General features: G+C 41.9%; 14 protein-coding genes and 2 riboswitches. Of the genes, 6 read left to right on the forward strand and 8 right to left on the reverse strand.

Features of this window, described 5'->3' with window-relative positions:
- Positions 1 to 72 precede the first annotated feature (72 nt).
- From RMX89_RS23405 to RMX89_RS23435, 7 genes are all read right to left on the reverse strand, one after another.
- On the reverse strand, positions 73 to 456 hold the full coding sequence (locus RMX89_RS23405) for a DUF4346 domain-containing protein (protein WP_322690626.1): 384 nt from the start codon (positions 454 to 456) through the stop codon (positions 73 to 75).
- Between the two features lie 184 nt (positions 457 to 640).
- Positions 641 to 2,893: a 5-methyltetrahydropteroyltriglutamate--homocysteine S-methyltransferase gene (gene metE, locus RMX89_RS23410; RefSeq protein ID WP_322690627.1), complete on the reverse strand. Its 2,253-nt coding sequence runs from the start codon at positions 2,891 to 2,893 to the stop codon at positions 641 to 643.
- Between the two features lie 75 nt (positions 2,894 to 2,968).
- Positions 2,969 to 3,379, reverse strand: a complete 411-nt coding sequence (locus RMX89_RS23415; RefSeq protein WP_322690628.1) for a DUF1636 domain-containing protein — start codon at positions 3,377 to 3,379, stop codon at positions 2,969 to 2,971.
- A gap of 125 nt (positions 3,380 to 3,504) precedes the next feature.
- On the reverse strand, positions 3,505 to 3,702 hold the full coding sequence (locus tag RMX89_RS23420; RefSeq protein ID WP_322690629.1) for a hypothetical protein: 198 nt from the start codon (positions 3,700 to 3,702) through the stop codon (positions 3,505 to 3,507).
- Positions 3,676 to 3,819: riboswitch (cobalamin riboswitch) on the reverse strand. It overlaps the preceding gene by 27 nt.
- 230 nt (positions 3,820 to 4,049) lie before the next feature.
- Positions 4,050 to 5,885, reverse strand: a complete 1,836-nt coding sequence (locus RMX89_RS23425) for an N-acetylmuramoyl-L-alanine amidase (RefSeq protein ID WP_322690630.1) — start codon at positions 5,883 to 5,885, stop codon at positions 4,050 to 4,052.
- Between the two features lie 478 nt (positions 5,886 to 6,363).
- A riboswitch (cobalamin riboswitch) is annotated at positions 6,364 to 6,517 on the reverse strand.
- Between the two features lie 145 nt (positions 6,518 to 6,662).
- Positions 6,663 to 6,902: a hypothetical protein gene (locus RMX89_RS23430; protein WP_322690631.1), complete on the reverse strand. Its 240-nt coding sequence runs from the start codon at positions 6,900 to 6,902 to the stop codon at positions 6,663 to 6,665.
- Positions 6,903 to 6,957: 55 nt separating this feature from the next.
- Positions 6,958 to 7,170 (reverse strand): high light inducible protein, encoded by a 213-nt coding sequence (locus tag RMX89_RS23435; protein ID WP_322690632.1) that lies wholly within the window; start codon positions 7,168 to 7,170, stop codon positions 6,958 to 6,960.
- A 352-nt stretch (positions 7,171 to 7,522) separates the two neighbouring features.
- Between RMX89_RS23435 and cbiM the strand changes: the two genes are divergently transcribed.
- The 6 genes from cbiM to RMX89_RS23465 all read left to right on the forward strand — a co-directional run bounded on the left by cbiM (position 7,523) and on the right by RMX89_RS23465 (position 11,440).
- Entirely contained in the window at positions 7,523 to 8,275 is a 753-nt protein-coding gene (gene cbiM, locus RMX89_RS23440; RefSeq protein ID WP_322690633.1) for a cobalt transporter CbiM, read from the forward strand.
- Between the two features lie 30 nt (positions 8,276 to 8,305).
- The gene (locus tag RMX89_RS23445) at positions 8,306 to 8,674 is read left to right on the forward strand and encodes a PDGLE domain-containing protein (protein WP_322690634.1); all 369 of its coding nucleotides are present in this window, start codon (positions 8,306 to 8,308) and stop codon (positions 8,672 to 8,674) included.
- A 75-nt stretch (positions 8,675 to 8,749) separates the two neighbouring features.
- Positions 8,750 to 9,529 (forward strand): cobalt ECF transporter T component CbiQ, encoded by a 780-nt coding sequence (gene cbiQ / locus RMX89_RS23450; RefSeq protein WP_322690635.1) that lies wholly within the window; start codon positions 8,750 to 8,752, stop codon positions 9,527 to 9,529.
- Between the two features lie 20 nt (positions 9,530 to 9,549).
- Positions 9,550 to 10,335: an energy-coupling factor ABC transporter ATP-binding protein gene (locus RMX89_RS23455; protein WP_322690636.1), complete on the forward strand. Its 786-nt coding sequence runs from the start codon at positions 9,550 to 9,552 to the stop codon at positions 10,333 to 10,335.
- A gap of 125 nt (positions 10,336 to 10,460) precedes the next feature.
- Positions 10,461 to 10,769 carry a metal-sensitive transcriptional regulator gene (locus tag RMX89_RS23460; protein ID WP_416211676.1) on the forward strand — a complete coding sequence of 103 codons (309 nt, stop codon included), beginning with the start codon at positions 10,461 to 10,463 and terminating at the stop codon, positions 10,767 to 10,769.
- A gap of 125 nt (positions 10,770 to 10,894) precedes the next feature.
- Positions 10,895 to 11,440: a formylmethanofuran dehydrogenase subunit E family protein gene (locus RMX89_RS23465; protein WP_322690637.1), complete on the forward strand. Its 546-nt coding sequence runs from the start codon at positions 10,895 to 10,897 to the stop codon at positions 11,438 to 11,440.
- 83 nt (positions 11,441 to 11,523) lie between these two features.
- Here the strand turns inward: RMX89_RS23465 and RMX89_RS23470 are convergent, their stop codons facing one another.
- A complete protein-coding gene (locus tag RMX89_RS23470) occupies positions 11,524 to 12,822 on the reverse strand; it encodes an MFS transporter (RefSeq protein WP_322690638.1) in 1,299 nt (432 codons plus the stop codon).

Raw genomic sequence — 12,822 nt, forward strand, 5'->3', positions numbered from 1 at the left:
TTTTTTCTTTTAATCCTTTTATTCAGAATACTCGGAAAGTGACAGAAGAGGGGTAAATCATCACAAACCTATTTAATCCTGCACGTAGTCTTGTCCTGTCACCAATGCCAATTCTGCTCGCATAAACTCACGCCCCAAGTAAGCCGCATGATCCAATCGGCTCACTGGGCAAGGTTTTATTGACTCAAACACTTGAATGCAAATTTCTTTAGCAGTTCTTCCAGTAAATAGGGCAGTTGGTTGTCGTTCCACTTTGACGGTTGCAGGAATGGGTTTTCCGGTTTCTGGATCGATAGCCAATCCTTGCTCGTTCACTTCATTGGTAAAATGTTTCGCACAAATTAAGCCTGCTCCCCGATCTAAGTAGATGATAAAATAACCGGCCGGATCGAGTTCTAAAAATCGCTTGGATAGTTTGTAGTCAATTGCTGCAATCGTTTCCACTGTCGTTATCATATTTTTTAAACTCCAAAACAAAAAGCACCGCTCTAAACGTCAACAGAAGTCTGAGCTTCATATCTTCAGTGAATGCAGAGAAGAGTAGTGTAGATAATTGGGCATTACTGTTGAGTTCAACAATAAGCAAGAGAGCAAAAGTCTTAAAGCACTCTCAGACTTTTGCCTGTGGCTACTTTTACTGTTATTTCACAGTCGCATTTGCTTCCTCCCGTAGAACTTTTGTGGCTTCCACCATGTTCTTTAAAGCTGGAATCACCTCTGACCATCTCCGAGTTTTCAAACCACAATCTGGATTTACCCAAATTTGTTTTACCGATAAATTAGCAATTCCAGTCCGCAATTGTTGTAAAATCTGCTCAGTTGTCGGGACAACGGGACTATGAATATCGTAGACTCCATTACCAACTTGATGTGAGTAACCACCCTCTGTGATTTCTCGCAAAGTTTGATTGTTGCTGCGACTATTTTCAATCGAAATAACATCAGCATCTAACCGTTCAATATCCTTGATGATGTCACCAAATTCGCAGTAGCACATGTGGGTATGAATTTGGGTTTGGGGTTGGGCTACTGCTGTCGCCAAACGAAATGCATCTACAGCCCAAGAAAGATATTCATTCCAGCGCTCAACCTTTAAAGGTAAACCCTCACGCAGCGCTGGTTCATCAACTTGAATTACCTTTGCACCAGCTGCTTCCAAATCCGCTACCTCATCCCGCAACGCTAAAGCAATTTGGAAAGCTTGTTCTGACCTAGAAATATCGGTACGGGGATAAGACCAATTTAAGATAGTTACAGGAGCCGTCAACATCCCTTTTACAGGTTTTTCCGTCAAAGATTGAGCGACTTTAAACTCACGTACCGTCATTGGCGCAGTCCGAACCACATCACCGTAAATAATTGGTGGACGAACATAACGACTACCGTAGCTTTGCACCCAACCATTTTCAGTGAAAGCGAAGCCTGATAACTGTTGTCCAAAAAATTCCACCATATCGGTGCGTTCAAATTCACCATGAACTAAAACATCTAATCCTAATTCCTCTTGTAGTTTAATGCTGTCGGCAATTTGAACATCAATTGCAGCTTCGTATTCTGACTGATTCAATTCACCCCGTTTATAACGCATTCGGAGTTGGCGAACTTCAGAGGTTTGGGGAAAAGAACCAATTGTAGTTGTCGGGAACAGAGGAAGCGAAATTTGGGAATCAAGCCGCAATCCATAGGATAAGGAGCGCTGAAAATCATCAGTCTTCAGAGTTTTCAGTCTTTCTTGAACTGACTGATTTGCTGGATTAAACTCCTCGAACTTATTCCAGCCAGTCTCGAGAATTTCTTGCTCTCTTTTAGTGTTTTCTCCTGTTATTGTCCGAGCCAAGAAAACCACTTCTTGAAGTTTCTGTTCTGCAAAACTTAAGACATCGCGTAGCTTTGATGGTAATTGTTTTTCTCGTTTGGCATCGTAGGGAACAAATTGTAAAGAAGCAGATGGTTGAATATGTAGAGATGTTCCATGTAAAGTCTCTACAATATCTTGCAAAATGGGAATAACTTTCTCGGAACGAACTTGCCAAATATTTCTTGCGTCTAGAATCCCTGCACCTAGTCGCTTATTTGCTGGGAAACCGTAAGTTTTAATTAACTCTAAGTTGCGTCCGCGTGTCAAGTCTAAGCTAATAGCAGCAACAGGTAAATCTATCACCCAAGGGTAAGTTTCACCCAAATCATCAAAATAAGTAACCAAGTGTAGGGGTATTCCAACTAACGAAAGTGATTGATAAACTGTTTGAAAGTGTTCTTTCCACGAATTAGCATCACTTAAAACAAGCGCAGGTTCATGTATTTGTACTTCTTCTACTCCCAGATTTTTTAATTCAGTGAGTAGGTTTATGTATAGCGGAATTAACTTTGATACTGCTTGCTGAATATTTAGTGCTAGTTTGCTTAAGCGCAGTAGAGTACAGGGGCCAAGTACAATCGGAATTGCCCGTTTTCCTAATGTTTTTTGAGCGCGGCTAACTCGTTCTAAAAAGTCACTGAAATCAGATGGTAATATTGATTCTGCAATTTCCGGGACGAGATAGTGATAGTTAGTATCAAACCACTTGGTCATTTCCAAGGCAGGAATTCCTTCTTTACCCCGTGCCATTGTAAAGTAGCGTTCTAACCCGGAAAGCTGTTGAAATCTTTCAGGAATTAGCCCAAAACGAAATGTCCAGTCAAGTACATGATCGTAGAGAGTTGTGTCTCCAATTCCAATATGGTCAATTCCGGCTTCAAGTTGGGTTTTCCAGTTAGATTCCTCGACTTTTCGCACGGTTTGGAGTAATGATTCTGACTCTAGATTACCACTCCAAAATGCTTCTAGCGCTTTTTTGACTTCCCGGTTTTTACCAATGCGGGGATAGCCTAATGTTGCTGTTTGAATCTGCATTACTTTCTATTCCTTTGAAGACTAATGATTTAAGTACTAAAGATTAAGAACTGGGAAATTTTACCCAGTCATCAATTAACAACAACTTATGTTTAATTTTGCCCACTTATTTAGTGGTGGAATCTTTGCTAAAATCCCCTTTTTCAAAGGTTCAGGTCGTTCTGACCAAGGCAGTGAACCATCGGATTTAGCATAATATTGAGTTGCACATTTCAGTACAGCAGATGCACAGCCGTCAACTGGTAAATCGCCAAAGAGATAAGTTGATTTCCCTTCTGCTGTAAAGGCAATAACACAAGAATGGTTACAAGCACTCATGCATTCAACTCCCTGAATGTGGAATTTATTTCGCAATTCCCAATCTTGTGCAAGTTGTTGAAGCTGTTGTAGTAGTTGTTCACCTTTACTTTCACCAACTCGTTTACCGTTTTGCCACACGCTGTCACAAGTCGTGCAAACAAATAAAGTATGTTGTTTATTGAGCATTAATTTTTAAGTTTGTAGAAAGAAGTCTGAATCGCAGACATGAAAAATTTTTACAGTTGTGCAACTGCAACATAACTGTAAATTTGGCAGAAATAATTCTGTAAAAGCTTTCACGCCAGCGAAAACTAGCGCAAATGACAGTTAGACCAAAGCATAATTGCAATTATCAATAAACTGTCTGTAATTTCACAGCCATGAGTAGTCTGTGGGGTATCTCTGGCACTATGAGAACGTGAAACTGATGTATCGTTGAAATATTTATGGCAATATTCACCTGTACCTCGCAGATGGGTATGAGTTTGTCTGTTACTTTCGGCGGGCATTCTGACTCACAAGGTGAACCTTGATTACAGCTGCGGGACAGTGCCGGATTTACACCGGACTTTCCCCCTTGCGTCTGATGGCTGACTCCCACCAGAACCGAGTTCTAAACTTAGACTATATCATTGTTTACAGTTTAATGCAAAATTCAATCACCTGTTTTGTTATTGCCGGAAAAATCTGATTTAGGGAGATCCAAAAAATAAAATGCCCAGCCGGATCAAGGATATTATGTCCACACGACTATATCTTTGGCGATGAAAGCCCTTCCCTACGGGACGCTGCGCGAACAGACGAAAGCGACGGCTGGTCACTTTATTATTGGTAAGTGCCTTAACAAGAAACTTACTTACCTTTGCTGTAAATATTGGAGAATACCGCGAACGATCGCCTCAGCCATCCGATTATCATACTCTGGGTTCGCTAGTCTGGGGTTATCTTCAGAACCTGTTACAAAACCAGTTTCTATTAAAATTGCGGGCATAGAACTTTTTCTCAGCACATAAAATCTAGCTCGTTTTACTCCTCGGTCTTTTAATGTCGGAATGGCTTGAAGAATGCTTTTGTGAACCACTTGCGCTAAACGATAACCCCGGTCGTAATGATAGGTTTCTAAACCATTTGCACTAGGGTTGTTATCAATTGAATTTGCATGAATGCTCACGAATAAGTCTGCATGAACATGTTCTGCCATGACAACTCTAGGAGCAAGATCGATAAAATAGTCAGCATCCCTTGTCATGATGACTTTAATACCATTTTGCTCTAAAAGTGAGGCGACCTTTTTACCAATCCTCAAGATGATATCCTTTTCTTGCAGTCCATGAAGACCAATAGCACCTGCATCTTTTCCCCCATGTCCAGGGTCGATAATTATGATTATTCGTCCTTTGGGAGGACGAGGTATAGGTTGTGAGGTTTCGGATGCAGTCGTTGGTGGAGACTCAAGGTCTGGGAATGGTGTTGGTAAAGGAGGAAAAACAATTGGGGGTTTTGTTATAGAAGCAGAGGGTGGTAAAACTAAGCGATCGCGCTGAAATTCTAATGCTAATATTTGAGAACTAATTTGGTTGAGTTGCTTAATTTGTACCCTAGACGCAGGTTGAACGTAAATTACTACCGCTTCTCTTTCTTGCTGTTGTAGACGTACTCTCAACACGGGACTATTTGCATTCAGAGTCGGCCCGGTAATATTGCCTGCGAGTTTAGCATTAGGGATAGCGATTCGGTAAAGGGCTGTTTGTCTATCCCAGTTACTCGTGACATTTGATAAACTGCGATCGCTTTTAATTAGCAGTTGTGTACCATTGCTTGCCAATTCTACAGACTCAATTGTGGAAGGGGAAGTAGGTAATTGGGTAACTGAGTCAGGTTGATTATTGCTTTGTTGTGACTTGATTACTCCATTATCAGGTAACAGTACTATACCGTCGCTACCACTAACCGTTGCCCGCCAATCAGGACTATTTTTGTCTATGCGTAAGGTCATGCGGACGGTGGGTATTGCAGTTTGTAGTTGAGTAAATTGAATGCTGTTGACACCGTATCGGTTGATCGACTGCTGTTGTTGCAGACTAGGCGATAAAGTTGCACCTTTAATATTAATATCTATAACGCTACGATTCTCGCTGCGATTTACCTCAATTTGTGAATGATTACTGCCATGAGTGCGGATAAAAAATCCATCTCCTGTGACTAGTAAATTTTCAATAATATTTGTCTGCGATGTCGTTTGTGCAACTTTTCTATCAGTCACCACACTGTAAATTCCACTTGCAGATGATGTTGTCTCTACCCGTTCTGGCGATAGTAACTGTACTACCCATTGATTGCCAGTTCTTGATGTAAATTTTACAAGTTGTGGATCGAGAGTGTAACCTGAATTCAGTTCTACAACTATGCGAGTCTTTTGTTCGTCAAATTGTCCAAAGCGGATAGCACGAATTGCACCACCTACAGATTGAGTAAAACTAGGTTTTCCTAAAGTAGTTCCAGGTAAATCAATTACCAAACGAGTGGGATTAAAAATTAACTGTGCCTGGGGTTGTACAGCATCATCAGTCGTAAATTCCAGCTGCTTGGAGACACCATCAAATCGCCAAGATTCTAGTTTTGCAGCAAGTGCGGGAGATGTGAGTATGGCAATACTTAATATTGTACTGGGTAGCAACCAGTGTATTTTCACAGAGTACTCTCCTGTTTCGATTTTATAACATAAGACAATTTGTATTTACTTCTACTCACACCAGTAGTAACCCAGCAGAAATACTTTGCTGCTAAGTGTCCGTTTAGCTGGGTATTTAAATGCAACTAAATTGCTTTAAATATTACTCACACTCTCTAATTTTGTTTGCTCAAAACATTACAAAATTTTTGGAAATTTTGCGTACAACTATTCAAAAATCTAGCAAAAACACTCGAATCTTTAATCGAGTTAATTACAGTTGAATCAACTTAAATAAATTTTATTTAAACATTAGCCATGCTGAGTTTTCGCAAGGTATAGTTGATAGCTGTATATTTTTGCTTTTGATATCGCGATTGTTGTTTGGTAAAATCCACTACCTATGGACTTTTACTAACGCAGATACAAAAAACGATGGATGATATTAGTCTTAACTCTGAGTAGAGAAAATTTTGCAACATCTGTACCTCGCAGATTTTTTAGGTGTGTTAACATCGGCGGGTCTTCTGACTTTGAGAGGATGTTTGAACACAATCTCATTACAGCTGCGGGACAGCGCCGGATTCACACCGGACTTTCCCCGTTTCCTCTAGTGGCTGTTCCCCACTAGAACCGACTAATCGACCCATTATATAGCATGGTGAGGAAAATAATACAAGAGCAAATTTTAGTTAACAGTCACGATTATTTGAAGATTTCATGACATTAAAGAAGTCTTGGTTGTCATAACCAAGACTTCTAGTGAATTTATTCAATTGAATACGCTTACACAATTGCTTATCCCAAATTACTGAAGAAAGTTCCCCAAAGGATTCCCGTTACTCCCACAGCAATTAAAAGGTTAGTGAAAAACTTACCTAATTCAATTTCTTTTCCCAGCACTTTGTCGTCTTGACCTGCGGTGAAAAACAATGACCAAGCTTGGTTGAGATTGATTTTCTCAAAGTTGGTGAAATCAGGTCGAAAAACAACGGGGCCAATTAAATCCTTTTTAGGGAAGTCAAAATCAGTTCTCATAACTCTCCTCACTGAATGTTCTATTTGAATGTAATTTTTGAATAGTCAAAATTATCTACAAGCTAGTCAGCCATCCAATCAGGCCGTGTCCGGTGATTACTTCAAAAGCGATGAGTGAGACAAAACCAATCATTGCCAAACGACCATTGAGTTTTTCAGCATACTCGGTAAAGCCAACTCTTGGAGTTTGGTCTACATAAACCTTTGGTTCAACTGCAAAGTTGTCAAGTTGACCGAGTTCGTTGATGGTGAAACCTTTGCTAGTCATGTCTTTTTTTCCTTCGCTGGTTTATGTAACTAAATATAACGTTATGTAAATAATATTTGCAAGTACTTGACAAAACAATTAAGTGTGGCGAACCGTACTAAATTAAGTCGTAGATACCGTATCTGTGAAAAGAAAGCAATTATTGTTCGTTTGTAAGCATCATTTTTTCATGTTGCTGCCGTTACTCCGATGGCGCTGCTTCGCCCGCCGTAGGCGATGGTCTACGACCGACCGTAGGTCATCGCACTGCACTTGATATGCCCCCCTACCGGATTGAAGTTGATCCAAAATACATGGTCTACTGAAAAATTAGACCCTTAAATAATCTGGCTGCAAAAGACACTTATTAAATATGGACACAGTAGCGTTCACGGGTATTTCGTCCTTCGGCTGGCTGTACTGGATAATACAGCCGCATTTAGCTATGCATATTCCGGATGGCTTTTTGAATCTACCCGTTATCCTTATCACCTGGATAATTGCCATCGGTCTAATTGCACTAGCTATTAGGCAGGCACAGGCAGAATACCAAGAACGAGCTGTACCTTTAATGGGAGTTTGTGCAGCATTTATCTTTGCAGCACAGATGATTAATTTTCCAATTCCAGGGGGCACTTCTGGTCACCTTTTGGGTGGAACACTAGCCGGAGCTTTATTAGGGCCGTGGGCTGGTTCGCTAGTGATGGTTGCAGTGTTCATTGTCCAGGGCGTTCTGTTTCAGGATGGTGGACTGACAGTGTTAGGAGCCAACATCTTTAACATGGGATTAATCGGTACATTTGGTGGTTACTATCTCTATCGCACAGTGAGATTTGCTATCGGGCGCGATCGCTTATCTGGAGTAGTGATTGCAGCGGCGATCGCAGCCTGGACAAGTGTAGTGGTAGCTTCAATTGTATGTGCCTTGGAACTTGCTATCTCTGGAACAGTTCCTCTGGCGGTAGCTTTTACCGCGATGGCTTCTTGGCACGTTCTCATTGGCATTGGCGAGGCGCTGATTACTGTAATAGCACTTAGTTTCATCTGGCGGACTCGACCTGAGCTACTTTACGATCCCCCCCGTCAAACGAAATCACCTGTCTCTCGTCCCCTATCTCGGTATTAAAGGTATTTATTGAATCAGGAGTGAACGCTTATGAGTAGCAACCTCTCGCGATCGCGTAACCGTGCCTTTGTCATTGCTGGCTTAGGTATTGCCCTGCTAATTGCAATTTTCCTTTCACCACTGGCTAGCAAAAATCCAGACGGACTCGATAGAGTTTCACAAGACCTCAAATTTGACAGCAAGGCACATGAAGATACGCCAGCTCGGAAGTTACCCTTTTACGGCATATTTGATGAGTATGCCCTCAGAGGTGTACCAGAAGCGATCGCCACTCCCTTAGCTGGTTTAATCGGAACCTTAGCAACTTTCGGTTTAGCTTGGGGGATTGGCAAACTAGTTGTGCGCGGTTCAACTTCACCTTCCACAGAGCATGATGGCTATTCAGACTCAGATGAGTAAAAGGGAGTGGGGACTGGGTGCTGGAGATTGGAACGCTTGATAACTGATAACTGATTTAAGTGGGAACTTAACATCATGCTGCTGCACGTTGGAGCATTTGTAGTAGATATCGATAGTAAACAGGCTACTCCCTGGCACAAACTTGCTCCCCGTACCCGGATACTATGCACATTGTTGTTTGTATTTGCTACTGTCCTTACCCCAGATGGGCATTGGTGGACTTGGGCTATTTATGGATTAGCTTTAGTCAGCCTACTCTTGCTAAGTCGAGTCACCTTACCAATACTGCTCAAACGCTTGGCAGTAGAGTTCACATTTATTGGTGTTGTTCTGTTGGGTACTTTATTTCGAGGTGGTGGCGAGGTGTTATGGTCTTGGGGGCCACTACAGATTACAACAGTGGGGCTGACTATTTTGGGTAGTGTGACGCTTAAAGCATTGCTATCACTTTTGATACTGAACTTATTGACTTTAACAACTTCAGTAACGGCGCTGCTTCATGCCCTACTTGAATTGAGAACTCCACCACTACTAGTAGCAATTCTGGCATCTATGTATCGCTATATCAGCATATTAATTGGCGAGTTTAACGCTATGCGTCGAGCAGCCGAGTCCCGAAACCTGATGAACAGCAATCGCTCGATACGTTTAATTGTCGGTAACATGATTGGAGCGTTGTTTATCCGCACTTATGACCGGGGAAATCTGGTTTATCAGGCGATGCTATCACGAGGTTATCAAGGAGTACCACCGATGATGGAAAAAGTTTCGTCAGGGGGACAGCGAGATTTTGTAGCTTTGAGTTTGACTGTAATTTTGGTACTACTAGGTCAGGCTATTTACTGGCGGAAATAATATTTGTTCGTATTGTCTCAATGCACCATAATCCAATATCAATTCAAAATCTTAGCTATATCTATCCTGACGGAACTCAGGCTTTGAGAGATATTAATTTGTCTATCAAAGCAACTGAGCGAGTAGCATTAATCGGAGCTAATGGTTCGGGAAAATCCACCTTGCTGTTACATCTCAATGGAATTATCATGCCTGGGTCGGGACAGATAACGATTGGTCAATGGCCATTAACTGTTGAGAATTTGCGAAACATTCGGAATTTTGTCGGCTTGGTGTTCCAGAATCCTGATAATCAGTTATTCATGACAACAGTTTGGGAAGATGTTGCTTTTGGCCCGATGAATATGGGTGTGCAAGGTGAAGAATTACAACAGCGAGTTCTGCAAGCAATGGCAGCAGTTGATATCGATCCCCAATGGTATGGGCAACGCTATACAGGTAATTTATCTGGAGGTGAAAAGAAACGGATTGCGATCGCCGGAGTTTTAGCCATGAACCCGCAGATATTAGTATTTGATGAACCCTCGGCTCAATTAGATCCTCGTTCTCGCCGTCAATTAATCGAACTGCTGCACAGTTTACCTCTGACACAACTGATTGCAACGCATGATTTAGATTTAGCTTTGGATTTGTGCGATCGCACTGTTGTTCTCAGTCAAGGTCAAGTTGTGTACGATGGCGCAACTGAACAAGTAATGAGCAATCCAGAGTTCTTGGTTAGGCACGCTTTAGAGTCACCATTATGCTATAGCCGCCCTTACTGTCAGCTGGAACATGCACCTGTCAGTCCATCTCCACGAGCGTGAATTTGTTTGAATCAGTCATATGAAATTGCTACCCAACAAGATTTTTTAGCAGTAATTTAGATTTCAGCTAGTAGTAAATTGTTACTTAATCAATTCCAAACCCATCAAAAACCAAAAATAGCTATATGGATTCTCATCAAGAAAACTCATCTAATATAAAGCATAATTACAGTGAAGCATCTCTAAATGATTTGGTGAAGCGATTGTCCCGTATTGAAGGACATATTCGGGGTGTCAAGAATATGGTTGAAGCCAGTCGTCCTTGTCCGGATGTATTGGTTCAAATAGCTGCTGTTCGAGGAGCAGTTCAGCAAGTTGGTCGAATTATTTTACATGAATATCTCAAGGAATCCGTTGCTCGAACTACCCAAGAGGGAGATATTAAAACTGAGATTGAAGCATTAAAGACAGTGTTAGATCGCTTTTTTCCCTAGATTTAGGTTTGCTACGCAGTGAAGTTATTGCTAATTGGATGCTATTAGCAAATGGTTAGGGTTTTAGAGATTGTTCATTCAAGTTGATTACAGTTGTATAGTAGCTATTTTGGCAAAGTATAGTGATGCCTAACAAACTTGAGCGACTTATATCCTTACTAATTTGTTTGTGTTTTTTAGTTCAGTCTGTACCGGCTCTTGCCCAAACTCCAGAAGAATGGGTCACTCTCGGAAAGCGCATACATGGAGGTTTTGGTAGTTATATTGCTTTAGGAATCCGTATAGGATTAGATGCAATGAAGCGTCTTGATGCTAAATCACGCGAATTGGATGTTACTTACTTTGATGGTGCTAATGCGCCATGTCCTTGCGTTGCGGATGGCATTATGATTGCTACAGTTGCTACGCCGGGGCAAAACTCACTACGGGTCATACCCTCTAAAAGCGACGCAAGTAACTTTGCGGTTGTTGTGATTAAGAATAAGAAAACAGGAGAATTACTACGTTATGTAATACCAGCCACGGCTCGTTATCTTCTTGATAAGTGGAACCAGGATCTAAGCGATCGCCAGCGCTACGATGCAGTCATGAATACTTCTAGTGATTCTCTATTTCATGTTGATAGTAATAAGAGAATAATTGAAATCCCCAAAATTCAGTATAATAATTAATTTAATACTTTTGCTTTTTCTAAATTTTCAGCATAATTTCTAATTGACAAAAGCAATATTATCTTAATCTCTCACCGATGCTTTTATAGGAGAGCCTCATCAGCAATTGCATCTGGCAGTTGATGGTTCAGCCGCCGTAGAGGTTGATATAGATAGCCAAAAGCGATCGCTATTATAGTCAAGATTCCGACGACAATAAACAACAAAGCAATACCATATCCTCGACCGACACCAATAAGCTTGCCAATGCTTCCGGCTAATAACCCTCTAGGAGCAAGTAATGGCTCAAAAACTCCATCGGCTAAAGGCCCTGCAATTAGATAGGCAAGCGGTAGTGATACCAAAGCAAGCATACTTCGCACGGCAAACACACGTCCTTGAACAGCAGGTGCGACTTTGCTCTGCCAAATGGCTTGGTCACAGCCATTAATCATGGACACCCCAAAATAGTAGATGAAAGCAGCTGCAAAGAAGACCGGAACAGAAGGTCTAAGCCCCGCAAGTATTATGGACAATGCACCTGATAGGGTAAAACCAAACACACCAAGGATACGGTTCTTGGGGCCGCCCCAAACGCTCATCACCAGACCACCAACCAACATACCGCTTCCACCAATGGACAGTACCGTACCCAGTACGTTAGCCGTAGCAAAGGCTAATACCAGTGGTGTAACTAGTACGCTGACAACTCCGATTAAGAAATTAATGGCAGCAAAGAAAATCAACAATCCTAGTAGTCCGGGTCGAGCAGTAATGTATGTCCACCCATAGGTGAACTCCCGCAGCTGCCAACTTTTCTTCACTTCATGCTCTGCGGTAGTTTTCGGCTCAGGGAATCGGACGAGTAGCAGCATCACCAGGGAAAAGAGAAAAGTAACGCAGTCGATCAGGATTACGCCCTGAATCTGAATAGTCACAACCAGCACACCTGCTAACATCGGTGAAAGCAGCCGTGAAGTTGCCTCTGCAAATTGCACCATACCACTGGCACGACCAAGGTGTTGCTTTGGAACAAGCATTGTAGTTGCAGCAGCATAAGCTGGCCATTGGAAAGCGCTAAAGGTCGAACTAACTGCTACAACTAAGTAGATATGCCAGACTTGAAGCTGACCAACCAAGAGCAACAGCACAATAGCTAGCGTACTCAGTCCTGCTCCAGCATCGCTAAGTATCATGCAAGTGCGTCGGTTCCAGCGATCTACAAGCACACCGACCAAGGGTGACAACAAAATGCTTGGCAGTATTGCGAACAAAGAAATCAGGGCAAATTGCGTGACTGACCCAGTATTTCGGTATACCCAGACACCTAAAGCAAATCGAGTCAGCCCAGAGCCAATTAATGAGACAAGTTGCCCAAACCAGATCAGGGTAAATATTCGCAT

The organism is Nostoc sp. DedSLP04 (genome assembly GCF_034530775.1).
Lineage (GTDB): Bacteria > Cyanobacteriota > Cyanobacteriia > Cyanobacteriales > Nostocaceae > Nostoc.

What these genes read in the sequence shown, in the direction of transcription:
- RMX89_RS23445 (WP_322690634.1), top strand. Translation starts at nt 8,306, where the DNA reads ATGAGTAGCAACCTCTCGCGATCGCGTAACCGTGCCTTTGTCATTGCT.
- RMX89_RS23455 (WP_322690636.1), top strand. Translation starts at nt 9,550, where the DNA reads ATGCACCATAATCCAATATCAATTCAAAATCTTAGCTATATCTATCCT.
- RMX89_RS23430 (WP_322690631.1), bottom strand. Translation starts at nt 6,902, where the DNA reads ATGAGAACTGATTTTGACTTCCCTAAAAAGGATTTAATTGGCCCCGTT.
- metE (WP_322690627.1), bottom strand. Translation starts at nt 2,893, where the DNA reads ATGCAGATTCAAACAGCAACATTAGGCTATCCCCGCATTGGTAAAAAC.
- cbiQ (WP_322690635.1), top strand. Translation starts at nt 8,750, where the DNA reads ATGCTGCTGCACGTTGGAGCATTTGTAGTAGATATCGATAGTAAACAG.
- cbiM (WP_322690633.1), top strand. Translation starts at nt 7,523, where the DNA reads ATGGACACAGTAGCGTTCACGGGTATTTCGTCCTTCGGCTGGCTGTAC.
- RMX89_RS23420 (WP_322690629.1), bottom strand. Translation starts at nt 3,702, where the DNA reads ATGCCCGCCGAAAGTAACAGACAAACTCATACCCATCTGCGAGGTACA.
- RMX89_RS23460 (WP_416211676.1), top strand. Translation starts at nt 10,461, where the DNA reads ATGGATTCTCATCAAGAAAACTCATCTAATATAAAGCATAATTACAGT.
- RMX89_RS23465 (WP_322690637.1), top strand. Translation starts at nt 10,895, where the DNA reads ATGCCTAACAAACTTGAGCGACTTATATCCTTACTAATTTGTTTGTGT.
- RMX89_RS23470 (WP_322690638.1), bottom strand. Translation starts at nt 12,822, where the DNA reads ATGCGAATATTTACCCTGATCTGGTTTGGGCAACTTGTCTCATTAATT.
- RMX89_RS23405 (WP_322690626.1), bottom strand. Translation starts at nt 456, where the DNA reads ATGATAACGACAGTGGAAACGATTGCAGCAATTGACTACAAACTATCC.
- RMX89_RS23435 (WP_322690632.1), bottom strand. Translation starts at nt 7,170, where the DNA reads ATGACTAGCAAAGGTTTCACCATCAACGAACTCGGTCAACTTGACAAC.
- RMX89_RS23415 (WP_322690628.1), bottom strand. Translation starts at nt 3,379, where the DNA reads ATGCTCAATAAACAACATACTTTATTTGTTTGCACGACTTGTGACAGC.